This window comes from Rhodopirellula sp. UBA1907 (assembly GCF_002337565.1).
Lineage (GTDB): Bacteria > Planctomycetota > Planctomycetia > Pirellulales > Pirellulaceae > Rhodopirellula > Rhodopirellula europaea.
This window is the reverse complement of record NZ_DDGH01000013.1, coordinates 150,663-176,113: the sequence shown is the minus strand read 5'-3', so window position 1 is coordinate 176,113 and position 25,451 is coordinate 150,663. Positions and strand designations below refer to the sequence as shown.

20 protein-coding genes are annotated in these 25,451 nt (G+C 56.2%); 12 read left to right on the top strand and 8 right to left on the bottom strand.

Annotation, left to right across the window (positions count from 1 at the left end; all coding sequences use genetic code 11):
• The first annotated feature begins 310 nt into the window (after positions 1-310).
• From B2R17_RS03695 to B2R17_RS03680, 4 genes are all read left to right on the top strand, one after another.
• Positions 311-2,503, top strand: coding sequence for a hypothetical protein (locus tag B2R17_RS03695; protein WP_286762896.1), 2,193 nt, complete (start codon positions 311-313; stop codon positions 2,501-2,503).
• Between the two features lie 107 nt (positions 2,504-2,610).
• On the top strand, positions 2,611-4,080 hold the full coding sequence (locus B2R17_RS03690) for an arylsulfatase (protein ID WP_339887325.1): 1,470 nt from the start codon (positions 2,611-2,613) through the stop codon (positions 4,078-4,080).
• 200 nt (positions 4,081-4,280) lie between these two features.
• Positions 4,281-5,819: an arylsulfatase gene (locus B2R17_RS03685; protein ID WP_286762894.1), complete on the top strand. Its 1,539-nt coding sequence runs from the start codon at positions 4,281-4,283 to the stop codon at positions 5,817-5,819.
• Complete coding sequence (locus B2R17_RS03680; RefSeq protein ID WP_286762893.1) at positions 5,819-7,819, top strand: vWA domain-containing protein; 2,001 nt, start codon at positions 5,819-5,821, stop codon at positions 7,817-7,819. The genes B2R17_RS03685 and B2R17_RS03680 overlap by 1 nt, the downstream gene beginning before the upstream one ends.
• 10 nt (positions 7,820-7,829) lie before the next feature.
• On the opposite strand, the gene araD is transcribed toward B2R17_RS03680, so the two are convergent.
• Positions 7,830-9,563: an L-arabinonate dehydratase gene (araD, locus tag B2R17_RS03675; protein WP_286762892.1), complete on the bottom strand. Its 1,734-nt coding sequence runs from the start codon at positions 9,561-9,563 to the stop codon at positions 7,830-7,832.
• Between the two features lie 138 nt (positions 9,564-9,701).
• On the opposite strand from araD, the gene B2R17_RS03670 reads away from it, so the two are divergent.
• From B2R17_RS03670 to B2R17_RS03650, 5 genes are all read left to right on the top strand, one after another.
• Positions 9,702-10,385, top strand: a complete 684-nt coding sequence (locus B2R17_RS03670) for an MOSC domain-containing protein (RefSeq protein WP_286762891.1) — start codon at positions 9,702-9,704, stop codon at positions 10,383-10,385.
• On the top strand, positions 10,375-11,169 hold the full coding sequence (locus B2R17_RS03665; RefSeq protein WP_286762890.1) for an ATP-binding protein: 795 nt from the start codon (positions 10,375-10,377) through the stop codon (positions 11,167-11,169). The genes B2R17_RS03670 and B2R17_RS03665 overlap by 11 nt, the downstream gene beginning before the upstream one ends.
• Before the next feature lie 45 nt (positions 11,170-11,214).
• Positions 11,215-12,948, top strand: a complete 1,734-nt coding sequence (polX, locus tag B2R17_RS03660; protein ID WP_286762889.1) for a DNA polymerase/3'-5' exonuclease PolX — start codon at positions 11,215-11,217, stop codon at positions 12,946-12,948.
• A 66-nt stretch (positions 12,949-13,014) separates the two neighbouring features.
• Positions 13,015-13,305 carry a putative quinol monooxygenase gene (locus B2R17_RS03655; RefSeq protein WP_286762888.1) on the top strand — a complete coding sequence of 97 codons (291 nt, stop codon included), beginning with the start codon at positions 13,015-13,017 and terminating at the stop codon, positions 13,303-13,305.
• A gap of 130 nt (positions 13,306-13,435) precedes the next feature.
• On the top strand, positions 13,436-15,067 hold the full coding sequence (locus tag B2R17_RS03650; RefSeq protein WP_286762887.1) for an FAD-dependent oxidoreductase: 1,632 nt from the start codon (positions 13,436-13,438) through the stop codon (positions 15,065-15,067).
• Between the two features lie 280 nt (positions 15,068-15,347).
• On the opposite strand, the gene B2R17_RS03645 is transcribed toward B2R17_RS03650, so the two are convergent.
• Both B2R17_RS03645 and B2R17_RS03640 read right to left on the bottom strand, forming a co-directional pair.
• Positions 15,348-16,763, bottom strand: coding sequence for a DUF58 domain-containing protein (locus tag B2R17_RS03645; protein WP_008654965.1), 1,416 nt, complete (start codon positions 16,761-16,763; stop codon positions 15,348-15,350).
• Complete coding sequence (locus B2R17_RS03640) at positions 16,760-17,803, bottom strand: AAA family ATPase (RefSeq protein WP_008654969.1); 1,044 nt, start codon at positions 17,801-17,803, stop codon at positions 16,760-16,762. Before B2R17_RS03640 ends, B2R17_RS03645 begins: the two co-directional genes overlap by 4 nt.
• A gap of 292 nt (positions 17,804-18,095) precedes the next feature.
• Here B2R17_RS03640 and B2R17_RS03635 point away from each other — a divergent pair, with 292 nt between their 5' ends.
• Both B2R17_RS03635 and B2R17_RS03630 read left to right on the top strand, forming a co-directional pair.
• Positions 18,096-18,497, top strand: coding sequence for a response regulator (locus tag B2R17_RS03635; RefSeq protein WP_008654971.1), 402 nt, complete (start codon positions 18,096-18,098; stop codon positions 18,495-18,497).
• A gap of 56 nt (positions 18,498-18,553) precedes the next feature.
• The gene (locus B2R17_RS03630) at positions 18,554-19,684 is read left to right on the top strand and encodes a hypothetical protein (RefSeq protein WP_286762886.1); all 1,131 of its coding nucleotides are present in this window, start codon (positions 18,554-18,556) and stop codon (positions 19,682-19,684) included.
• Here B2R17_RS03630 and miaA read toward each other — a convergent pair.
• Positions 19,664-20,674, bottom strand: coding sequence for a tRNA (adenosine(37)-N6)-dimethylallyltransferase MiaA (gene miaA, locus B2R17_RS03625; RefSeq protein WP_286762885.1), 1,011 nt, complete (start codon positions 20,672-20,674; stop codon positions 19,664-19,666). The genes B2R17_RS03630 and miaA overlap by 21 nt on opposite strands.
• A 72-nt stretch (positions 20,675-20,746) precedes the next feature.
• Here miaA and B2R17_RS03620 point away from each other — a divergent pair, with 72 nt between their 5' ends.
• Positions 20,747-21,313: a GNAT family N-acetyltransferase gene (locus B2R17_RS03620; protein ID WP_286762910.1), complete on the top strand. Its 567-nt coding sequence runs from the start codon at positions 20,747-20,749 to the stop codon at positions 21,311-21,313.
• A 67-nt stretch (positions 21,314-21,380) separates the two neighbouring features.
• On the opposite strand, the gene B2R17_RS03615 is transcribed toward B2R17_RS03620, so the two are convergent.
• From B2R17_RS03615 to B2R17_RS03600, 4 genes are all read right to left on the bottom strand, one after another.
• The gene (locus B2R17_RS03615) at positions 21,381-21,851 is read right to left on the bottom strand and encodes a hypothetical protein (protein ID WP_286762884.1); all 471 of its coding nucleotides are present in this window, start codon (positions 21,849-21,851) and stop codon (positions 21,381-21,383) included.
• Entirely contained in the window at positions 21,848-23,467 is a 1,620-nt protein-coding gene (locus B2R17_RS03610) for a hypothetical protein (protein WP_286762883.1), read from the bottom strand. The genes B2R17_RS03615 and B2R17_RS03610 overlap by 4 nt, the downstream gene beginning before the upstream one ends.
• A 307-nt stretch (positions 23,468-23,774) precedes the next feature.
• The gene (locus B2R17_RS03605) at positions 23,775-24,662 is read right to left on the bottom strand and encodes a DUF58 domain-containing protein (protein ID WP_286762882.1); all 888 of its coding nucleotides are present in this window, start codon (positions 24,660-24,662) and stop codon (positions 23,775-23,777) included.
• Positions 24,659-25,348, bottom strand: a complete 690-nt coding sequence (locus B2R17_RS03600; RefSeq protein WP_286762881.1) for an ABC transporter ATP-binding protein — start codon at positions 25,346-25,348, stop codon at positions 24,659-24,661. The genes B2R17_RS03605 and B2R17_RS03600 overlap by 4 nt, the downstream gene beginning before the upstream one ends.
• Between the last annotated feature and the right edge of the window lie 103 nt (positions 25,349-25,451).

Below are 25,451 nucleotides of genomic sequence, written 5' to 3'. Positions count from 1 at the left end.
CGAATCACGCTAGAATGTCGCCACCCAACTTCACTTCACCGGCCAAAAAACTTCACCCTCCCTCTGGGAGGGGCGAGCGATGCGAGGGGAGGGAACACGCACGGAGCCAACCCAGAATGTCCCACGATCAGGCAAGCAATCGCCGCAGGGCGGTTGAGGGGATGACGAGGCACGGACCGGAAGAGCATTCCGGAGCACAACCAGGACGGTTCTGGTCTGTGCTAGAGTGTGGGTTGCTCCCGCTCGTTGGGGCCGAACTCGATGACGTCACGAAACACGACCTGAAAATGACCAGGCACGGGAGTTTCAAATGCAATTCCATGTTCCACTCGATATGAAGGGACCAATCGCGATGAGGTGTTTGATTCTGAATTCGGCTGGCTTGATCGCGGCCGTGCTGATGGGTTGGTTCTGGAGTTTCGAAGCCGCCGCCAACGAACTGCCGATCAGCTTCCCGCCCGATCAAGAGGTCGTCACCGTTCTTGATTGGAGTGAGCAGAAGTACGAGTTCAATCGTGGAACCATGATCGACGCCTATCAAACGCATGGTGATCGCAATCCCAAGTGGGATGAGCAAGCAATCGACTTTCTGGATGATGTCGCACGTTTCTTTTCAGGATTGGAACGAACCAACTGCGAATCAAAACCTCGCGGCGTTGGATCGGACGTCATCGAATTGGGATGCAAGGATCCGCTTGTGATTTATTGTTCCGCACGGATGATGTTGGAGGGCGAACCCTCGGCCGCAACCACCGGCAAAGCGATCCAGATGATCGAAGAAGCCTACCCGCTGTTGGTGATTCGCGGCTATCCGGCCAACCGCTGCTTCGCCGCTGCCGACCGCCTTCGGAACCACTACGGAAATTTGCCTGACGACAACGAGCACAAGCATGCCAAGGCCAAAGCGAAGAAGTACTTTGACAAGTGCTGGAGCCATTCGCTGCAAATGATTCTGCAGGACGATCCCAGCAACCCCGGAACGTTGGTGATCGTTGACAATGTGATGAAATTTTTTGGTGACATTCCCGCGAAGGTTCGCGGCAATTACTTCTTCACCGCCAAAAAATTGGAGAAGGAATCACCGTGGTTGGTCAACCTGATTGGCGGTGAATTGCATCTCGCTAAAGCGTGGGAAGGCCGAGGCGGTGGTTGGGCCTACGACGTGACCCAAGAAGGTTGGGAAGAGTTCGGTGACCACTTGCAGCGTGCCAGGAATTGTTTCACCCGCGCCTGGAAAATCACTCCGAATCGCCCCCAGCCTGCCGCCGGAATGATCACGGTCGCGATGGGATCGTCGGATCACCCCCAGCAAGAAATGCAACTTTGGTTCGAACGTGCCGTGAAAGCCCAATTGAACTACCTTCCTGCGTACCATCGGTTTTTGCGGGGGCTGATGCCGCGCTGGCATGGCTCACACGGGAAGATGCTGCAGGTGGGGCGGCAGGCAGTGGAAACCGACCGCTACGACACCGATGCGCCGTACATGCTTTGCGAAGCGGTCTGGCGAATCCTGCAAGACTTTCAAAACGATGAGGGAGAAGCGTTTCTTTCCCAACCTGGGTTATTCGATGAGATCGAGACCGTCTGTAATCGCTACATCGAATACCGAGAAGAACATGAGTGCGACACGCGATGGTGGAAAACCGTTCTGCTTGGTTTTTGCTACCTGACCGAACGTTGGGACAAGGCCAAGGTCCTGTTAGACGATCTCGACAAGGAGTTGGATGAGAATGCCTTGAAACGTTTCCCTCTGCAACGCGAGTCGGTCGTCGCCTCCGTCTTGATGCACAGGGGGCCCCAGCGGGATCGGATCGGCCTGGCAAATCAAGCGATTGAAGAGCGTCAGTTCGCAGAAGCGATCGTGCAATTGGAGGCGTTGTTGGAACAAGAAGACTTGCAGGAGGATCTCGCGTCCTTGCTTCGCGATCGACTTCAGATGGTTCGCTGGATCGTCGCTTTCGAAAGTGGCGAAGAGGTCTCTCTGCTATCAGGAAAAGGACTCCATGGTTGGAAAACCGTCTCCGGGAAATGGATCAGTCGTCCTACCGGTGCGATCCGTGGCGAGGCAGCGGGCGAGGGATTGTTGTTGAAGTGCACCGCTCAGTTCGGCAACCATTGGATTCTCGGCGGGGACTTGGTTCGCGGTGGCAGCAGCGGCTCCAAACGCACGGCCGGAGTTTATCTGTATGCCGGACGATCTCGCGAATATTCAATCGTGTTCAGCCCGACCTACAAGTGGCTCACTTTCGGCAGGCTCGAAAACCTGGATGTGAATGAACAATCGTTCCGCCCCAAATCCGACGTGGTTCCTTTCGAGGTCCATTTTGACGACGGCGTCATCGATGTTTGGTTGGACCATCGAAAAATTGTGGCGGGGTATTCGCTGAGTGGATACAACGCCGGTCAACGTCTTCAGATTGTCCTGGGGACGGTGGCCCACTATTCCGAAGCCGTGCTCACCTACCGAAACCTGAACATCCGTCGTCCCGCCGCGACGAACTGATGGTGCGAGTCAAATCACTCGCGGTACGAAGTTGCTGGCTTGCTGTGCTGAGCGTTCGGCGGCTGGCTGGCGGAATGTGCTTGGGCATGGTTGGAGAGAGCATGAATATGGTGAAACGACTTCGTGTTCGCTGCAGCAAGTGGGCGTTTGGTTTGCGAATCGGATATGCCGTCGCAATCCTTGGATGCTTTTTGGGGGCTGGTTCGAAGGTTTCAGCAGAGACCAATGGCAGCATTCAACCGCCGCACATCGTGTACATCATTGCTGATGACTTGGGGTGGAATGATGTTGGTTTTCATGGCAGTGATATTCGCACGCCCAACATCGATCGGCTGGCTCGTGAGTCGGTGGTGCTCGATCGGTTTTATGTGACCCCCATTTGCTCGCCGACTCGTGCAGGAGTGCTGACCGGTTTGTACCCGTTTCGTTTTGGAATCTGGGGCGGTGTGGTCTCGCCGACCAAGAAGCACGGTCTGCCGTCGGAGCTTGAAACGACACCGGAATATTTGTCGAAGCTGGGCTACGATCATCGGACGATGTTTGGCAAGTGGCACTTGGGGCTGGCGTCGACTTTGTTTCATCCATTGCGTCATGGGATGACGGAGTTTTATGGGCACTACAACGGAGCGATCGACTACTTCAGTCGAGAGCGTTTCGGCCAATTGGATTGGCATCGCAATCACGACAGTGTGCACGAAGAGGGTTACTCGACCGAATTGGTGGGCAACGCCGTTGTTGAGTTCATCGATCGACATGCAGGGCAGCAACCGCTGTATGCCTACGTTGCCTTCAACGCTCCGCACTCGCCGCTTCAAGCCTTGCGGTCGGATTTGGACGATTACGGATTTGATCGCACCGGCAAGCTCGCACCGAACACGGATCGCAAGATTGCCAAACGCGAAAATGCGTTGGACTATGGCAAGCGTGGGAAGGGCAATTCGATTCGTCAAACGTTCGCGGCGATGACGACTGCGATGGATCGACAGATCGGCCGAATCTTGGACGCGATCGATCGGAACGGGATGAGAGAAAACACGTTGGTTGTCTTTCACAGTGACAACGGAGCGGATCCCAAACATGGCGGGAGCAATGAACCTCTTCGCGGGAACAAGTTCACGACTTGGGAGGGCGGCGTTCGCGTTGTGGCGACGATGCGTTGGCCTCGCGAATTTCCGGCGGGCGTCACCTATGAGTCCGTGGCCAGCTATGTCGATTTGTTGCCAACCATGGTGGCCGCCGCGGGTGGACAACCGCCCGAGCGGACCGACGGCGTGAATCTGTTGCCGTTCCTGTCAGGAAAAGCTGCCCCGCCGGAGCGAACGATGTTGCTCGATGGAGAAACGGTGGTCTCGGACCGTTGGAAGTTGAAAGCGGGTGAGTTGTTTGATTTGAAGAACGACCCGAATGAAACCACTCCGGTGGAACTGGCTGAAAAGAATGTGCGAAGTCGGCTGGATCAGGCGTTGCAACGATACCCCTCGCTAGTCGGTCCCGCCGTGAAATCTCAACTACCCGATCCAGAAGTCTGGCCGCCTCGAGAATGGAAGCTTCCTGAAGAAGAGCCGGCCGCCCGTTGAAATCGCAATCCCCAACGGTGACGGAAGTCCCGTTCTGGATGAATTGCGGGGATGTCCAGATGAAATCGCTTGCGGGATCGTCCCGTGATTTGACTGGCGAATTTCAAACAGTGACACTGGGGTGCAGGCGGGAAGGCGTCGCCGCCGCTTTGGCGACGTGAATATGAGCCACGAGTCTTTTTTACAACTTGAAGTACAACATGAACCAAGCCGTCTCGATGCCCTCTCCGATTTTGGTCCGTTGGACCTTGCTGCTTGCCTGCGTTGCGGGCGTATCCAACTTGTTTTCGACCAAGGTCTCGGCCGAAGAGTCGGTTGCGAAGGAAGCCACCGCGTCGCGTCCCAACATTGTGTTGATCGTTGCGGATGATTTGGGCTACAGCGAACTGGGGTGCTATGGGCAAACCAAGATTCGGACACCACGGTTGGATCAGTTGGCCGCGGAAGGGATCAAGCTGACGAACTTCTATTCCGGCAACGCGGTGTGCGCACCGAGTCGTTGTTGTTTGATGACGGGCAAGCATCCTGGTCACGCCTATGTTCGCAACAACGGTGATCCCAAGATTAATCCGGCGGTTCGAGAGGACCTGAAGCTAGAATTTCCCGGCCAGTACCCGCTTCCTGTCGACGAGGTCACGATCGCGGAATACTTGAAGTCGGTGGGCTATCGAACGGGCGCGTTCGGCAAATGGGGACTGGGGCACTTTGGAACCACGGGTGATCCCAATGAGCAAGGCTTTGATCTGTTCTACGGTTTCAACTGCCAACGCCACGCTCACAATCACTACCCCAAATTTTTGTGGCGTAACCGAGTCAAAGAGGTTCAGCCCGGCAACGATCGCACGTTGCATGGTGAGACCTATTCACAGGATCAGTTTGTCAACGAAGCGTGTGAGTTCATTCGCCAAAGCATCGCTGAAGACAAAAGTCAGCCGTTCTTCGCTTACCTTCCGTTCGCGGTGCCACACCTTTCGATTCAAGTTCCTGAAAAAGAGGTCGATGCCTATGAAGGTGTGATCGAAGAGGCAGACTATGAACATCACGGCTATTTGAAACACCCACGACCACGTGCGGGCTATGCCGCGATGGTGACTCGCATGGACGAAGGCGTGGGCCAAATCGTGGACCTGATTGATTCGATTGGTTTGGGCGAAAACACGTTGATTCTGTTCACCTCGGACAACGGTCCCACCTATGACCGCTTGGGCGGATCGGACAGCGACTACTTTGATTCCGCATCGGGCATGAAGGGTTTGAAGGGGCAACTCGATGAAGGCGGGATTCGCGTGCCCATGATCGCTCGCCAAACCGGCGTGGTGCCGGCCGGACGAACTTCAGATTGGATTGGTGCGTGGTGGGATTTCTTGCCGACGATCACAGACGCCGCTGGTGTCGACGTGGATGCGAACGAGACGGATGGTATTTCGTTCCTGCCATTGCTTCATGGTGACGACGCCGCACAGCGGGACCATGAATTTCTGTATTGGGAATTTCCTGGTTACAGCGGTCAGCAAGCGGTCCGAATGGGCAAGTGGAAAGCGATCCGCAAAGACCTTTCCAAGCGACTGAAGAAAGGGCAGACCGAACCGCCCGCGTTTGCTCTGTATGACTTGTCGAAGGACTTGGCCGAGTCGACCGATGTGAGTGAATCGCATCCCGATGTGATGGCCAAGATTGAAGCGATCGCGAAACAACAACACGTTCCTAGCAAACAATTCCCCCTTAGGGCGCTCGACTGATGCGTGACACGTTGGCAGAGATTCGTTTGCACCTGAAAGATCATCCTTGGTTGGTATCGATGATCTTTCATACCGCCGCGTTGCTGGTGATGGGGCTATGGGTCTTTCCCGGCTGGATGGATCGCGAGGGACAATTGATCACCGCGAGTTTCGCGGATTTGGGTGAGCAGGACGCGGCATTCTCTTTGATGCCGATCGCGTCGCTCGAAATGCCGGATTTGGGTGATTTGGAATTTGAAGAGGAGCCGGTAGATACATCATCGACGTCGGAGTTGACGGAAGTCGACCTGCCTGAGTTGATGCCGGCCTTGGAAGGTTTGCAGGACACTTCGTTGGAGATGTTGCAATCGACACCGGAGACCCGATTGGCGTCGATTCGAAAGATGATGGCGGAAACTGGTGGCTCGCCGGCTGAAAGAATGGTCTCAACGACGCAGCAAATCGGTTCGGCCGATGGCATTGAATCGGCGACCCAGTCCATCGAAAACGCGATTCGCGGTGAGTTGAAGCAAGGCGACACGTTGGTGGTTTGGTTGCTGGATGCTTCGATCAGCTTGCAGCTCAACCGCGGTAGGATGGCCCGACGAATCCGCGAATTCTATGACGAGATCGGCGCGTTGTCTCGTCCAGACACGTCGGATGGGATCGAGCGACATCGATTGTTCAGCAGCGTCGTTGCGTTTGGTAGAGGGATCAAAGAGGTTTCGCCTCCGTCGCTGGTCGGTGTCAATGCGATTGATGCCATGACGCGAGTTCCCGTAGATTCGAGCGGCATCGAGAACACGATGACCGCGATCGACAATGTGCTGAACCATTATCGTCATAAAACGAAACGCAAAGAGCGATTGATGGTGGTGTTGCTGACGGATGAGTCCGGCGACGATGTTCAGAAGCTGGAGTACACCATCGCGAATTGTCGCGAAGCCAAAGCGGTGGTGCATGTTCTGGGACCGACCGCGGTGATGGGAATGCAAAAGGGATTGCAGCGATGGACATCTGATAAGCGAGGCGGCGGGGAATATTTTCTGACGGTTGATCGAGGTCCCGAGTCGGCGGTGCCGCAACGAATCTTTTTGCCGTACTGGCATGAGGCGTACGTTGAGTTGCAATTGGTGAAGGTTCAACCCGTGGCGGCTTTGCCGTCGTATGGAACCGCCTATCGCGAACGCGTGTTGTCAGGTTTCGGTCCCTACGGACTGACGCGGTTGGCGTTGCAAACCGGAGGGACTTTCACACTCTACGACGACGGCGTGTCGGATCAATACGACGTTGAAAAGCTGCGGCAGTATATGCCGAGTTATCGTTCCGAAACGGATGTTCGTATGTCGGCTCGCGATAGTTTGCTGCGGTCATTTGTGGTCCAGGCCGCCGATTTAACGATGCGAGAAAAAGAGCGTTTCGCCGCTCCTCGGATGTTGTTCATGGGCCAGCGGTCTGCGATCAATCCAATGCAGTTCACCGCGATGTATCTGACGCCGTCCGCTTTCCGAACTCAATTTGGCAACCGGTTGAAAAGGGAGCGGTCGAAAAGCGAAGACGCTCTGGAGTCGCTTGATGCTTTTTTGTCGGAATCCAACACCCACAATTGGCAAGAGTTGCTTCGTGAGGAGGAGACCGAGCGTTGGCGAGCCGCGTTCGTTTTGGCTCGGGGAAGAACGTTGGCGGCGATGGCTCGGTATCACGAATACATTGCGGCGTGTGAATCGGCGAGCGAATTTGTTCAGCCTGATACGAACATGGTGAGCTTCATGCCTTCGTATCGAATGAGCACATCGCGAGGCGCGGCGTTGGCTGAGCAGGCGACTCAGATGTTGAACGAATGTGCCGACCAACATCGAGGCACGCCATGGGCGGACCTTGCGAATTGGGAATTGGAGAAGCCGTTTGGAATTGAAGTGCAAGCTCGTTCGATCCCCAAGCCGACTCCGCGAATTGGCGTGCCGCGAATGCCGATGACTCGTTCTGGCGGCGGATCGGGGATGTCGGTCCCTTCGCTGTAGTCGCACTCGATCAGTGGATGGCGGGTTCTTCGCCCGGTGACCGACCGGCGAGGAAGTCGAAGTCGCATCCTTGGTCGGCTTGCGTGACATGTTTCGCGTAGAGCTTCATGTAGCCGCGAGCGGGTTCGGGTGCAGCGTCGGGGTGGTTCGCTTTGCGACGGGCCAATTCGTCATCGTCGATGTGCCAATGAATCGAACGCTCTGGCACATTGATCTCAATCTCATCACCGGTTTCGACGAGAGCCAACGGTCCGCCCGCGGCGCTTTCCGGAGCGATGTGCAGCACGCAGGTTCCGTAGCTGGTCCCGCTCATCCGCGCGTCGCTCATGCGGACCATGTCCGTGACACCGGATTGCAAAAGCTTCTTTGGAATCGGCAACATTCCCCATTCAGGAAAACCGGGGGCACCGAGCGGACCTGCCGAACGAAGAATCAAGACGCTGTTTTCATCCACGTCCAACTCGGGGTCGTTTATTCGTTTCTTCATCTCTGGGTAGTTGTTGAACACGATCGCTTTGCCACGGTGGTGCAGCAACTTTTTGCTGGCGGCGATGGACTTGATCACGCAGCCGGACGGAGCCAAGTTGCCACGCAGCAAACAGACGCCTCCCGCCGGAGATACCGGATTTTCGCGAGTCCGGATGACTTCGTTGTCGTGAACTTCGGCATCTTCGATTTGTTCGCCGAGAGTTGATCCTGCGACGGTTTTGCAATCCAGGTTCAGGAGGTCGCGAAGACGTTGCAGCAGGGCGGGCAGACCGCCGGCTTCGAAGAAGTCTTGCATGAGGAAACGACCGCCGGGACGCAGGTCACCGAGAACGGGCGTTTGCCGAGAGAGTTCGTCGAATCGATCGAGTGTGAGTGTTTCGCCGAGTCGGCCCGCGATGGCGATCAAGTGAACAATCGCGTTGGTGCTGCCACCGATCGCCAAAGACGTCGTCAGTCCATTGTCGATACTGCGAGAGGTGAAGAACTCGCTGGGTTTGAGTTGTTCCCACGCCATGTCGACGGCGCGGCGACCTGTCGCGACGGCGAGTCGCGAATGGTCGGCCATCACGGCGGGAATGGTGGCTGCGGATGGAAGTGTCCAACCCATCGCTTCGGCGACGCAGGCCATCGTGCTGGCCGTTCCCATCGTCATGCAGGTGCCGGCTGATGCGGCGATGCAGTTTTCGACTTGGTTCCAATCTCGATCGCAAAGGTTGCCGGCGAGGCGTTGGTCCCAATACTTCCAAGCATCGCTGCCGCTGCCCAGCGTTTGGTCTTTCCAGCGAGCTCGCAACATCGCACCGGCGGGCAGGAAGAGGCTGGGGATGTCGGCGCTGATCGCACCCATCAACATGGCGGGAACGGTTTTGTCGCATCCACCCATCAACACCGCAGCGTCGATCGGATGGCATCGCAGAACTTCTTCGACTTCCATCGCGAGCAAGTTGCGATAGAGCATCGTTGTGGGCTTCATCATCATTTCGCCCAGCGACATCACAGGCACTTCGACGGGGAAACCACCGGATTGCAAAATGCCGCGACGAACTTCATCGGCTCGATCACGAAAATGCGAGTGACATGTGTTCAACTCACTCCACGTATTTAAAATCGCGACGACCGGACGGTCGCGATAGTCAATGTCGTCGAAACCCATTCCTTTCAATCGAGAACGGTGCCCAAAGGAACGCAAGTCGTCTCGGCCGAACCAACGATGAGATCGCAATTGGGTTGGGTCACGGTCGGGAGAAAGATTCATGGCAGTAGACGGATCGAAGAGGAAGGAATCAAACGTTAGGATAGGGCCAAGCTTTTGGGCGAGGGGCAAGACGTCCAAAGTGGATTGCCGGACAGATTACCGGCAATGATTGTCGCCGTGTGCAAGAGGGGCTACGCCATGACTGATTCGTTTCGAATTGTTTCTGTTCAAATTGGAGCTTGCCGGTCTTTTCTCAAAGATGGCGATCCAGATCGACCCTGGGTTTCTGCGATTGAGAAAAATGTTGTGGCCGGACCCGTTCTAACTTCTGAGCTGGGACTCGAAGGAGATGAACAAGCAGACAAAGTTCATCACGGCGGAATCGACAAGGCAGTTTTGGGCTACTGCGAGTCACATTATTCTTTTTGGAAAAAAGAATTTTCTGAGACCAAATGGGGCTCCGGTGCGTTTGGTGAAAACCTGACGCTTTCTGGAATGCTCGAATCAGAGGTCTGTATTGGCGACGTTTTTGAGTGCCAATCTGCGAATGCTGATGGTTTGCGCCTGCAAGTTTCACAGCCACGAGAGCCGTGTTGGAAGTTGTCTCAGCGTTGGGGCCTCCCTAAGTTAGCGGTGCGAGTACAGGCAACGCGGCGGACCGGATGGTACATGCGGGTATTGCATAGTGGGAAAGTGCAGGCCGGCCAAACGTTGAAATTGATTCAGCGGCCCCACCCTGAGTTCACCGTCGATGTGGCCAACAACATCTTGTTTGCAAAACCTCGCGACGCGATGGCGGATCTACGGTTGGCTGGATGCCAGAGTTTGTCAGAAGCTTGGAAAGAAAACTTGATTCGCCGGAGTGCTAAACATGTCTCTTGAACCCCTGTCCGATGGATCGACCGCCAAATCGCTGCCGGAGTCGACGGAGGATTCGTCCGGCCCGGTGATCGATACGAAGTATCTGCGCCGATTGATGCACGACCTGAGTGCGCCGACGCGACACGTGGCGTTCTTTTCAGGGTTCGTCGACGAAGCTTTGACGGAGCCCTTGGATTTGGACGATGCACGTCGTTCTTTGCAAACGGTTCGCACAGCCGCCGAACGCATGCAGCAACTGACCCAGATGGTGACGTTGCACATGAAGTGTCTGGAGTTGTTGCATTCGACGTCGAGTGATCCCAGTCAACGGTATGGAGCGGACGAATACAGTGTCGCAACCATGGTCGCGGACGTGTGGCAAAAAATTGGTGGTGATGTCGCCACGTTGACGGTGCAAGGTGACACGAAGACGTGCGTGCAGCGTGATCTGATGGAGATCCCATTGACTCAACTGCTTCGCAATGCATTGATGTTCAACTCGGAGTCAAGGCCGCTTCTGGTGGTTGTCGCGATCAGTAAAACGAATGAGATGACATCGGTTGCCATTCAGGACAACGGTGTTGGGTTTGACACTCGGTATGCGGAAAAGATCTGCGAACCGTTCGAGTGTCTAGGAACGGGCAAAGACCGACGCGACGGAGCTGGATTGGGATTGACCGTGGCGTCGTTGGTGATCGATGCGTTGTCCGGATCGTTGCGAATGGAATCGGACGGGCAATCGGGAACCAAGGTGAGCATCAGCTGGCCACACCATTGCAAGAAAAGCGTCTCCGACGTCGAATGATGGCTTCTGTTGACCGCCCGAGAAGCCTTTGTTCGAATCGTTCCCATGGACAATTCCGCCGTTGCCGCCGTCTTCGAAGAGCTCGCTGAGCTGCTCGAGTTTCGGGGTGAAAACCCATTCCGTATTCGCGCCTACCAAAACGGTGCTCGTGCGATTCGCGACCTCGACGAACCGATCGAGAATTTGGCGGCTGATCCCGAACGAGATCTCTCGAAACTGCCTGGGATTGGCAAAACAATTGCGGAAAAGACCAAGGTTCTGCTCGAAACCGGATCGCTTCCTCAATTGGAGGAACTCCGTGAAGCGGTGCCGGAAGTCGTCATTCAAATGTCTCGCATTCCGGGGCTGGGGGCGAAAAAAGCCAGCAAGCTTCGCGAAGAGTTGGGTATTGAATCGCTGGAAGATTTGGCCGCCGCGTGCCGCGAAGGCCGAGTTGCCAGTTTGAAAGGGTTTGCCAAAAAAACTGAGGCCGCGATTCTGGACGGGATGGCGATTGCGAAAGCCGCTTCGGAACGGATCTATTGGTCGAAGGCGGACGAGTTGACGCGTGATATTGGCGGGCACATGCAGGCGTGTGATGCGATCGAACAAATGGAATGGGCGGGCAGCTATCGAAGAGGTCGCGACACGGTCGGCGATTTGGATTTGCTGGCGGTCGCGTCGGACCGAGAAGCAGCGATGGATCACCTGGCGAATTTTCCTGGCTTGGTTTCCATCATCGGACGTGGTGACACGAAGATGTCGATCCGAGTTGGCAAAGCATTCCAAGTCGACATGCGTTTGGTCGACGCGGAGGAATTTGGCGCCGCTCTGCAGTACTTCACGGGCAGTCAAGCACACAACATTCACGTGCGGCGAATCGCGAAGGATCATGGGTTCAAAATCAACGAGTACGGTGTTTTCAAGCTCGACGATGAATCTCGCGTTGCCGGTGCGACGGAAGAGGATGTCTACCAGTCGATCGGTTTGCCATGGATTGCACCGGAGTTGCGTGAAGATCGAAACGAATTCGAATGGGCCAAATCGGACTCCTTGCCAAATCTGATCGACACCGATGACGTGCTGGGCGACTTGCACATGCACACGTCGGCGACGGATGGCCAGAACACGATTTCCGAAATGGCCGACGCGGCGATCGAGCGAGGTTTGAAATACATCGCAATCACTGATCACAGCAAACGAGTCTCGATGGCTGGTGGATTGGATGCCGAGCGTTTGCTGAAGCAATGGGAAATCATCGACGAAATTCGTCCGCAGTACGAAGGTCGTTTGGTGATCCTGAAAGGTATCGAGTGCGACATTCTCGAGGCCGGCGGGATGGATTTGCCCGACGACGTTTTGGAACAGGGCGATTGGATTCTCGGTAGTGTTCACTATGGTCAGAAACAGCCACGCGATCAGATCACGGATCGAATTCTGGGGGCAATCGAAAACCCGCATGTTGATTGCATCGCTCACCCGACCGGTCGAATTTTGAATCGCCGCGAGGCTTACGATGTGGACATGGATGCGGTGATGCAAGCGGCGAAAGAGAACAACAAGTTCTTGGAACTGAACGCGAATCCCGCTCGTTTGGATTTGAACGATGTTCACTTGTCGGCCGCGAAGAAACGTGGCATTCCGATCGTGATCAACACCGACGCGCACGTCACCGATGGTTTGTGGGTGATGCGGTATGGTATTCGGCAAGCTCGTCGTGGTGGACTGACAGCAGCGGATGTTGCCAACACGTTGCCCTACGAATCGTTCGCGAAAAAGTTGGCCGAAGTCGGCAGCTGAAACAGTCTTGTCGCACCGCGGATTGTCCGTCGGTGGAAATTCCCTTCAACCATTCATTGAATTCTCATGGCAAACCTGACCATCGTCGCACACATCACCGCGAAAGAAGACCAAGTCGAACTCGTCAAAAGTGAATTGGTGAAGCTGATTCCGCCGACGCTGAAGGAAGAAGGCTGCGTCAACTACGACTTGCACCAGGACAACGAAAATCCGGCTCATTTCATGTTCTTCGAGAACTGGGAAACGCGTGAATTGTGGCAGCAACACTCCGCCGGTCAGCCGCTCAAAGATTTTGGTGCGGCAACCGAAGGAGCTTTGGAAGGCATCCAAATTCATGAGATGACGCAGATCGTCTGACCGCCCGTTTGCGATTCCAAGCGGCGCAAATTGAGTTCGTTGGCTGGTTCTGCGGAGGGGATTTTTATCGGCCGAGATCTGGTCTATTGGGGCGAATCTCAAAGGCTCTTCATCCGTACGGATCACATCCATGCTTCACGAACCGTCTGACAATGCAGCGTTTCCTCGTTTGACCGAAGAAGAATTGGCTTGTTTGGAAGACATCGGAACCGTTCGTCGATTTTCCGATGGCGAACAGTTGTTTGATCTCGGCGAAATGGACTATTCGTTTTTCGCGGTCAAATCGGGTGCGGTACGCATCCTGGATCATTCGCACGGCGAACCTCGTGAGGTCGCCCTCCACGAAGCCAATTCGTTCGCCGGCGATGTCGACTTGCTCACCGGGCGTCCGGCCGTGATCAGTGCCGTTGCCAAAGGTGACTGTGAAACGATCGAGGTGACCGCGTGTCGAATTCGACGCATGCTGGGTGAGATCCCAACGTTGAGCGACAAATTGCTCGATGCGTTTCAACTCCGCCGTGCGCGATTGGAATCGTCTGGGTTTTTGGGCATTCGTCTGGCTGGATCGAGTCATTCGAAAGAGACGATGCACTTGCAAGAGTTCTTTTACAAGAACAAGGTTCCGCACACGCTGTTTGACACGGACACCGATGCGGGCCAGAAGTTGCTGCGAGAGTGGGACGTCACAGAGGAGGACACTCCGGTGTTGGGATGCGGCAAACGTGTCGTTTGCAAACCATCGCTCGCCGATGTCGCTGAGTGTTTGGGGATTTGTCGAGACATTCCTGATGAGCTTTACGATGTGTTGATCGTTGGCGCGGGGCCGGCTGGTTTGGCCGCCGCGGTTTACGGAGCATCCGAGGGTTTGCAAACATTGGTCGTCGATCGAATGGGGCCGGGTGGCCAAGCGGGACAAAGTTCGCGAATTGAAAATTACATGGGGTTTCCGTCGGGTTTGACCGGTGCGGATTTGGCCAATCGCGGCTATTTGCAGGCTTTGAAGTTTGGAGCACAGTTCACCGCGCCGGTTTCGGTCGCGTCGATCGTAAAGGACGACAGTGGTGTTCACGTCGTCAGCTTTTGCACTGGCCAAAAGGTTCGAACACGCACCGTGTTGATTGCGACCGGGGCGTCGTACCAACGGTTGCCGCTGGATGCTTGCGAACGCTTTGAAGGCAGGGGCGTTTATTACTCCGCCACATCCGTGGAGGCGAGATTGTGCCGGGAATCGACCGCGGTCGTGGTGGGTGGCGGGAACTCTGCCGGCCAGGCCGCAATGTTCTTGTCGCAGCATGCCGCCGATGTCCGTTTGTTACTTCGTGGGAACGATCTTCGCAAAGGCATGTCCAGTTATCTGGCGGACCGAATTGAAAAGCAGTCGAACATCGAAGTGATGTGTCACACCGAGCTTTGTGAGATGGCGGGTGACAAGCATTTGGAACGAGTTGAAATTCGAAACAACCAAACCGAAGAACGCGAGATGTTGGATTGCCCCTCCGCGTTCATCTTTGTCGGTGCAAAGCCGCACACGGAATGGTTGCCGGATTCGGTGGCGCTCGATGACCGCGGTTTTGTGATGACGGGGCCGATGATCCATCATCACGAAAAACTTCCCGAGGGACGCACGCCGTGTGAGCTGGAAACAACCAGTCTGGGCGTGTTTGCTTGCGGTGATGTTCGCAGCGGGACGACCAAGCGGTGTGCTTTCGCGGTAGGTGATGGGGCGTTGGCGATCACCTGCGTGCACCAGTATTTGCAGTGAGTCGTGACGGTGTGCTTTCTCGCTGACTCGTGAATACATCAGCTACATACAGCGATCGCATACAGCGAAAGAATGCAATGAAAAAGAAGGCGTCGAGCGGCGGGAAGGCTCGATAGCGGTGAAGATCTTCGGCATCGCCGTACTGACCGTCGCGAAATTCGTCAGGAATTTCGATCTTTCGCCACGACTTCCATCAGTCTTGATGACCCCCGCTACGGGTCAACTCTGAAAGAGCGATTGAATTGCTTGCAAGTGCATTTGATCGAGACAAAGTCAGCCGTCAACGAGCCATCTGGGCTCGGCAGACATCCATGATGCTATCTTCGGTTTGCAAGTGGCTGACGTGAATGCGTTCGGCGAGCAGCGGGCCCGCCATACGTGAGTAGCGATCGATATCGAGCGTGTTGATGACAACCGCGATCGCCCATCCGCGACGCGAAAGTCCGACGAGCGCGGCGATGTCGGCTTCGGTGGCTTGTTGCAGCATCACCAACATGGTTGTTTCGCTGGAAAGTTGCGATTCGGTTTCGACGAGGAATTCGGCCAGCGTCAGGCCATCGGTTCGCTCGAGACGAGCCAGCGTGCGGAACATTTCTTTCAGGTGCACCGGTCCACGATCGACGTTGACGAGAACCGGTCGCAGTCGTTCGTTGAGTTGTTTGAGCGAAGCCGCTTTGACGGAGGCATCACGCACTCGGTGATCACCGCGAAAACCTTCGGTGCGAATTCGGTCGGCGGCGTCGCGGCCATTGGTGGCCAAGCCAAAGGGCTCGCCGGCGTCATGCAGTGCCGCGGCGATGGATGCTGCCGCGGTTATCGTCAGATCCGTGCGGAGTGGTTCGTGCTGGTCCGGATTGGTGTCGACGTGCAAGTCCAGAATGATTGTTGCGCCAGCGACGGAAGATGGCTCATAGACTTTGCTGTGCAAGGTTCCGGTTCGCGCAGTCGCGGCCCAGTGAACGCTGCGAAGTGGATCACCGATCTGCCATTGCCGGATGCCTCGCAGACGCGTCGGATCGGTCATCGAAGACGCGCGGATTTTGATCTCGCCAATCGGCCGACGCGAGCCAATTTCATAGGTCGATAGCAATTGGACCTTTGGCAGGACGGTCACAAACATCGGGCGTGCACCCAACCGATAACGTCGAAACATCCCGACGGGGTCTCCGGTTTCCAACACCGTCGGACCGATCTGGAAATAGCCTCGCCGGAGACAACGCACCGAGTATTCGATGCGTTTGGATTGGCCGGGCAGCAGTGCCATGACGGCCAAGCGGGCGCCCTCGATGGGGAGCGGCGTGGTGCGTGGATCGATTGCCATGCCGTCGGCCTGGCGGGCTTGTTGTGTGGCGCCGCGAGGGATCAAGTCTTCGGCGAGGACCCACGCGACTGGCAATTTGCCTTGGTTGGTGACTTCGACGGTGACGGGAACCAGCGATCCAATCACGACCTCGAGATCGCGGCCTTCTTCGGGCGAGTCCAAACGGACGGCAACGACTCCGGCGGACCACTGGGTTGCGACCCAGTTGCCGATTGCGACGACGGAGGCCACGGTGATCGCGGCGGTCATCCACAATCCTGCACCGGCGACCATTCCTAAGAAAACAACGATTGCGCATACAACGATGATCGTCAGCCAACGCGATGGAGCGGGCGGATCGGATCGCGATTCCGCTGCGTTGCCTTTGTCCGTCATGATGAGATCGTGGGCACCGCGATTTCGCTGAGGATTTCTTCCAGGACCTTTTCCGTGGTTAGTTTCCGCAGCCTGCTCTCGGGGCGCAGGATCAATCGGTGGTTCATCACGGGCGCGATGATTTTCTTGACATCGTCGGGAGTCACGAAGGTTCGGCCGCGAATTGCTGCCATCGCTTGGCTGCATCGGAACAAGGCGATCGTTGCACGGGGGCTGCCTCCGAGAGCCAAGTTTTCGTTGTGCCGAGTCTGGTGAACAATTTGAAGCAAGTAGTGGCGAACTCGCGGATCGACGTGAACGGACCGAATCGCTTGTTGAGCCGCGACCAATTGTTCGGCGGTGGCGACGGCGGTCATCGAATCAACCGGATGTTTGAACTGCAGCAGGTCCAGCATCCGCAGCTCTTCTTCGATGGACGGGTATCCAAGCGAGAACCGCATCAGGAAACGGTCGAGTTGGGCCTCGGGCAGCGGGAACGTGCCTTCGTGATCGACGGGGTTTTGAGTGGCGATGACAAGGAATGGCGGATTCAGCGTGTAGGATTTTCCGTCGACGGTGACGCGGGCTTCCGCCATGGCTTCCAGCAAAGAGGCTTGCGTTCGCGGCGTGGCTCGGTTGATTTCGTCTGCGAGCAGGATTTGCGTGAACACCGGGCCGGGACGGAATTCGAACTCAGAGTTCTTTTGGTTGAAGATCGATGTGCCGGTGACATCGGTGGGTAACAAATCGGGTGTGCACTGGACTCGTTTGAAGTGGCAACCAAGACTTTTCGCGAGGGCTCGGGCGAGCATCGTTTTGGCCACACCGGGAACGTCTTCGAGAAGAATGTGTCCGCCGCTGAGCCAAGCGACCATCGAAAGAACGAGCTGTTTGCGTTTGCCCACGATCGCATTTTCGACGTTGCCGATGACGCGTTTGGAAAGTTCCGCGACCGCGGAGACATCGACGGGGGCACCGTTTGCGGACTTGGACGCGGGAGCAGGCGGTGGCGGGGTTGCGTTGCCGCGAGAAGCAGCGGGCGGGGTCGCTTTGGAATTCAAGGGCAAACGCTCCGGTGACGGATGACTCCGATGGACGAGGTCGCGAGGCGGTCCGAACCGTGCCGCGATGCACCCATGATAGCCGGGAAACGCGTATGGCGTGGTGGTTTGGTGGTCCCGCGACGGCCGCAGTTGCCGGTTGGGAACAATCGGTTGGACCGGGTGGGTGGATCCTGCGGAAAACTCTGTTGGCAGGAGACCAACCCAACAACGAGCTCGTGACGTATAATGGATGGATTCACAATTGACAGTGAACAAATTCTTTTTCTGTTTGCGGGGGTGTGGATGAGCCATGGTCGACGCTGGCATGATCCCAACAGTCTTGGTAACCGACGACGACGCCGATTTTCGCGGCGTGGTTTGCGAGGCTCTCGTGCGCGGTGGCGTGCAAACGCAGCAGGCCGCTGACGGCGACGAGGCTCTTCGCGTCATTGAAAGGACCGCCATTCACATGGTGCTGCTGGACGTGCACATGCCGCGAGTGACGGGGCTCGATGTGATGCGAATTTTGTCACAACGTCCCAACGCGATGCCGTACGTCCTGATGAGCGCATTGATGGACGAAGCGATCGAGCGAGAAGCGGCTCGGATGCGAGCCTACAAAATTCTTCGTAAGCCAGTTCGATTGGGCAAGCTTCGTGAAATTGTGTGTGGCGGGTTGGCGGAAGCCTACGGTTGGCGTCCGCCGGAATGACGGATGAGGGCAGTGACGCCAAGCCAACGTCGAGGACCGACATGGAACGAGCGTCGGTGAATCCGTACGCGACTTCGATGCGACCGAGCGGATCGGAACCGGAGCCTGCTGCCAGCTCCGATCAAACCGGTACGGTTCTGGCGTTTGATGGCGAGATCACCGAAACCGACATTCGGATGTTGATCCCTGAACGTGGGTTGTGGATTCTGTTGGCGGTGTTGATGTGGGGAATGATCATTCCCGCGTTTGCGATCGGAATCGTGGTGGCGACGACCAACATGTTCTTCAGTGGCGTGGATTCCGAAACCGTTTTCGGAATCTTGATCGGCGTCTTCGTCGCCATTGGGTTTGCGGTTGCAACTCAATACGTTGCACCGTCTAGACGAACACGGCGGGCGTTGAAGCAGCGGCCTGACTTAGTGGGGCGTGCGGTCGGCCGGTTTGTGCCGTCGGGTTTACTGTTCAACGATGGTGAACGGACCCATTTTCTGAATGGGGACTATTGCAAGCGAGCCGAGACAACCAAACATGGCATTCGAGTTCCATTGTTAGAGGGACCCTACGTTCAGCTCTATCTTGCCAAGCGATTGTTCGAGCGATTCGACGAGACGGTTTGGAAAGAACTGCAAGCGATCTGGCAACAACCCGATGCGAAACCACTCGATCGCGATGCGGTCATGGAACGAAATTGCCAGCAGTTGGGCAAGCGTCCTGAGTCGGCGATTTCCTTTGACGGACAAGTCACGTTGCATGTGCCGGTGGACCACGCGGCGGTGCGGAAAATCATGTGCCGAAACGGTGGCATGATCTTCGTTTACGGAGTCGCGACGTTGTTGGCTTGGCATTTCGGACACTGGTTCATCGCCTTGGGAGCTCTGATTTTGGCTCTGAATACCGTGCGATACTTTTACAACAGTTGGCGATGGATGGCGATTCCAACTCAGGACACCACATGGCATCAGCATGGATGGATCAGCCCCGATGAAGTCGCAAGCGTCACTGAAACGAACGGTGTTCGCTTGTTTCGCAATGAGTGCCAAAGAACCGAGTGGATTGGCGAGACAATGGTTTGGCACCTGCCAACCAACCGAGCGATGTATTTTTCTCGCGAACACTTTGAAAGCGACGAAGATTGGAACCAAATCAGCGAATCCAGTTCGCTCGAATCAGTTCCCTCGATCGAATGACAAGATGGTTTCGACCGTCGAATCGACGCATTGGTCAATGTCCGGTGCCGAGTCAGATTCAAATGACCCGAGGCCGCGAATTTCGGAGAACGATCGCAGCCAGGTTTCTTGTCGTCGAGCCAAACGCCGGGTGTGGAAGACGACTTGTTCAGCCGCGGTTTCAGGTGCGTCACCCGCCGCGATTGCTTCGATGATCTCACGGTAGCCAACCGCTTGGCGTGATGTCTTGGAAAGCGGTCGTTCGAGCGCCAACAAACCTTGCACTTCGGTAACCAGGCCTTCGTCGAACATCTCTTCGACGCGTTGTTCGATTCGTTGATGCAAAACCGGACGAGGAACGCGCAGTGCAAAGACGAGTCCTTCGTGGCTGGATCGAGCGGCATCGAATTGCAGTTGTCGGTGGCTGATCGGCGTCCCCGTCGCTCGCGCGAATTCGAGGGCGCGAATCATCCGACGCGAATCACCCGGATCAATCTTGGCGGCCGATAGCGGGTCGACTTGTTGCAAACGTTCTCGAAGTGCGCCAATGCCATGTTGCTTCAGGTCTTCTTCGACAGCGTTTCGAAACGCTTCGTCGGCGGGCGGACCAGCATCAAAACCTCGCAAGACGCCTTTTAAATACATCGGTGTGCCACCGACAAACAACGGGCGTTTGCCTCGGTCGAGGATGTCCTGGACGCAGGCGTGAGCGGAATGCAGGTACTCCGCGACGCTGAATTCTTCCCAAGGATCGACCAAATCGATCAAGTGGTGGGGGGCTCGGGCTAGTTGGTCGGAGGTGGGTTTGGCCGAGCCGATGTCCATTCCGCGGTAGACGGCGATGGCATCGAGAGAAAGGATTTCGATTTCTTGCCGGCCATTTGTTCTGGCCGCCAGAGTTTCCGCGACCCGCAGAGCCAGTTCAGTTTTGCCCGAAGCGGTCGGGCCGGTCAGAACGATCACGTCGTCGAACAAAGGGGCAAAGGGCTGGGATCGCGTGTCAGGATGCATCTCGAAAGTCAGCTGATGTGGTAAACTGGATTGTTCACAAGAGACCGTGATCCTGGAAAGGGGGCAACCCGAGTGGGCATGACTTACTTTCGCCGCTATCGCATGGAGATGAATCTGCGCGATTGGAGCGGATCTTGGGACGCACCCGATATGGCCGCTCGCGGATACGAGTGGGTGGCGTTCGACGAGGGATTGGTCCGTGAACATGCGGCCGCGAAATTTCAATCGTTTCGCAGCGAGATGGATGCAGATGTGTTCCCGTGTTTGGGCCGCCGTGATGGTTGTCTGCGTTTGATGCGAGAAATCACCAGTCGTGCCGCATTTGTGCCGGAGGCGACTTGGTTGATCCGCTATCGAGATCGTCCGGGAGGCCGTCCCATTCCCGTCGGCACGATCCAAGGTTTGAATTTGGACGAGTGGGGCGCGGTGCAGAATCTAGGCGTCGTCCCAGAGCACCGCGGCAATGGACTTGGGCGGATGCTGATGATGCGATCCGCAGCGGGATTCAATTCCGCGGGGCTGGAACGAATGCATTTGGAAGTGACCACCGCGAATACGCACGCGGTTCGGCTATACGAGCGAATCGGGTTTCGCCAGGCGAAGGTGGTCTACAAGGCTTGCGAAGTTGCCGGGGTTTGAGCCGATTCAGCTCGCCCGTTCATTGGCCAAGTGACTCAGTCGAACAGATTGACGTCGCCGTTGATTCTCAAGAGTCGAAGAGCGTTCGACGAATTTCGCCCAACCATCCATGATGATGTCGACGCAGTCGGACGGCTTTTTTTGCTTCTTCGATCGCAGCATCAAAGTGCGAGGGAGACAAGAACATTTCGGCCGTGTGAGACAGTTCGGCCGCGGCGGCCAACCGATCAATTAAACCGCGGTGGTAGATCGACAAACCGTGAGCTCGGCAAAGGTCCATCGTGACCGCGTCGCTGGTTGGGACTTCCGGTTCGCGTGTTCGGTAGTACCAGAACACGCCGCCTGCGATCGCAGCCAAGATGAGTACGGCACCGGCGATGAGAACGATCGGGATTGATGAATCGTCCGAGACGGCTTGGTACTGAGGCGCCAAGTCGGTCATGCGGGTAACGTTCATCAATGGCATCGAGTAAGCAGCCTCCATGTCGGCGAGCGCATGGACGGTTTGCGTGAAAACGATGTTGAATGGTGAACTCATACCGTTAATCCTCGTTCTGCCATGGACGCGATCGCGGCGTCGCGAAGCGATCCATCTTGGATGCTGCAAAGATCTCGTAGAACCGCTTCGGACTGGGATCCGGTACCGAGCGCCAACGCTTGCGCGGTTCTTAGTTTTGCAAGTTGGTGATCGGTTTGAGCGATTTGTCGAAGTGGATCGATCATCAGATCAATCAAACCCAATGATTCAGCAAAAGCGATGGCGTCGAGTCGGTTTTGCATGACCGCGTGCCGCAATCCCTGGCGAATCATGTCGAGAGTGCCGGAATCTGTTTGCATCAGAATTCGCCCGAGTTGCTTTCCGACTTCCGGTGACAAATCCCCGAAAATTGGAAGCACTTCGGCAGTGTTCAAATGAGTGAGCAGTGACTGTGCCGCGGCGGCCAGCGGTTTTGATTCGTGATCGGACAGCGCAATCAAGTCGTCGAGAAGCTGAAGGGGGCGATCGAAATCACTCTTCCGACCAACCGTTGCGGAATCGTCGTTGGCAGCATCCGCGGCGGTCTGTTGTTCGAGCGAATCTTCCAGCACGTCGATCCAGTCTGCCAATTCCGGTGCTTCGATGCGTTTAAGGCAAAGTTCGGCGGTGCGGATGGCGGAGGGGCCGCCTCGTTCCAGCATTGCAATCACCAAATGGATTGATTCTGGTTCGTGGGGCATCGCGATGGAGTAGGCGTTGCACATCGCCCCGTCGCGATCGCTTCCGAGTGAACGCATGAATGACTCGCCGCCACGCAGACAATCCGGCAGGCCGTATTCGCGCAGATTGATCGCGGTGACTGGCGTCGGAAGGTCACTGATGGTTTCGAGCAGTGTCTCGCAGAACTTGGCATCGTGACGGCGCAGCAGCAGACCGATCACCGGTCCGGGGATTTTGCGCCGCCGAATGAAACCTGCCAGTAGTTGCAGCACAGATTGATGTTCGCTGGTACGCATGCGACGAAGCAGCGTCTCTTGGGTCGGCGATTCGTCACTCATCAAACGTTGGAACAGTGCATCGTTCCAATCCGAGATGACCAGAAACGCATCCAGTAGATCGGTGTTTCGGTGATCGTTGTATCGCTCGACCGCTTCACCCAACAGTTCCGCGATGGATTGGCGAAAACGTTCCAATTCAGGATTGATTCGTTCTCCGTCGCCACGGTGTCGAACCGCTTTGGACAGCGGGCTGGCGAGTGACAAGGTGACTTCGCCCGAGGCCGCTCGGATGAGCGAGTCTTCGTGGTTTTGTGCGAGGTCGATCAGTCTCGCCAGTGAAGCGGTTTGATTGAGGCAGTCGACCATGTCGATCAGTCGCAATCCGATGGCTTGGTTCCAACCGTCCTTGCCCAGTTGCTTGGTGACCGCCGTGCCCAAGTAGCCTGCATCGAGTTTGCCGGACTTGGTCGTCAGCGCTGAAAGCAAGTCGTCGTGGTATTTCTCAAAGCGATTGATCAACCAGTTCAACGACTTCACGTCTTTGCGATGTGCCATTGCTCGCAAGCAATTTTGACGTGTTGGTTGGTCGTCACTTGTGGCACCTAGCTGCAACACTTCGCCAGCGCTGGGCGATGAGTGTGTCGTGAGGATATCGAACGTGACGCCCAGGGAAGACATGACTCGCGTGGCCGGAAAGGAGAAAGCGTGAGACCGGGGCGTTGTCTCGAGATTGAATTGGAAGGTTGTTTGATGTGAGCTGGGGAGCGATTGCTGGGCCGCTCACACGTTTCGAGACAGTGCCCAGACAAAAGTACCCCTTGGTTGGTGAGGGTCGGTCAAACGCTCCCGAAAAAAGTGGCTGTCGCGGTTTGCCACCCGGCACAATCGATCCATTGTTCGCAACAGGTGCGTGGAATCGCTCTGGTGTTGCGTACAGTTGGGATGGCGCCGATGGCAAGGTTTATGCCGGCGCGGATCCGACTACCTAGAACCTTGCTTGGCGTTGCTGCAGGTACTCGGTCAGCGCACGGTCAAACGGCATGCTGGTGTCCAGCGGCACGTAATCGATTCGCAAGGCGGAACAGCCTTGGGAATACGTTTCGCGAAAAGCGGCGATTTGATCGAGGTACTCGGCTCGGAACCCGGTCGCATCGACCGTGACCAGTTCGCCTGTCTCGGGGTCTTCGAATTCGACGGGACCGTCGTAAGGAAAACGAACCTCGGCGTCGTCGAGGACATGAAAGACGATCACGTCATGGCCACCGTGCCGCAAACGAGCGAGCGCCGCGAGCGTTTCTTCCGGATCGCCCAGTAAGTCAGAGAATAACATCACGAGGCTGTGTTGTTTCAGCATCGCGGCGACCTGGACCAAGCATCGCGGCAGTTCCGTGGTGCCCTCGGGAGTCATCCCGGATAGGGCCGCCAAGACATCTCCGAGGTGCCCGCGTCGGCTGCGGGCGGGCAAGATCGCTCGCAGTTTGTCGTCGAAGGTTAGCAATCCGACGGGATCTTTTTGCAAAGACATCAGATATGTCAGTGCGGCCGCCAAGCACGTCGAGTACTCGAACTTCGTCATCGAGGTTCCTTGGCGGAAACCCATCGACTTCGATAGATCCATCAACAGAAAACCGTTCAGGTTGGTTTCCGCTTCGAACCGTTTGATGTAGTGCTTGTCCGTTTTGGCATACACCAACCAATCGATCAGCTTTGGATCGTCGCCGCGATTGTACAAACGGTGATCGCTGAACTGGACCGAGAACCCTTGAAGCGGACTGCTGTGCAATCCTTGCAAGAACCCTCGCACGACCATGCGGGCACGCAGATCGAGTCGTTTGATCTGTTGCAGTGTTTCTGGGGAAAGAGTCGATGTCATGCGGTGATGCCGAATCGTTCGCGGCGTACCAATGCACCATCGACCAACTCGAAACGCTCGTTCATGTCATCGGCCAACGACAGCGAGTGAGTGACGGTCACCAACACCGTGTTCTGCTCAGCTTGCAAACGCAGCAACAATTCCGTGATCGTCTTGGCGGTTTTCGAATCCAGGTTGCCGGTCGGTTCGTCCGCCAATACAACGGACGGTTGCATCAGCAAGGCTCGGGCGATGGCGACACGTTCGCGTTCCCCGCCCGACAATTCGCGAGGCAGGTGGGTGGCTCGATGAGACAATCCAACGGCATCGATCAGTTCCGCTGCACGCGTCGCGTCATCGCCGGTTGGTTTTCCATTTGCCAATGCGGGGATGAGAACGTTTTCTGTTACCGACAGTTGTGGCAACAAATGGTGATCCTGAAAGATGAAACCGATCGTTTGGTTTCGATAGGCAGCTCGCTCGCGTGCATCGAGAGCAAACGGATCTTGGCCGTTGATTTGGACGGACCCGGAGTCGGGTTCGTCGAGCGTTCCAAGAATTTGAAGCAGCGTAGTCTTGCCACTTCCGCTCGGGCCAACAATCGCGGCAGATTGTCCGGGGGAAAGCTCGAGGTTGACGCCTCGCAAGACGGACAGCGGTTCGCCCGCGGTGGGATACGATTTCGACAGCTCGGAAACAACCAACACGTCCGTGGACTCCGTTTTAACGACTGGGATGCAACCAACTCAGTCTAGCAGTCTTCCGCCTGACCGTCGCGATGCGGACGAGCTGGTTGAAGTTTGCTGTCTG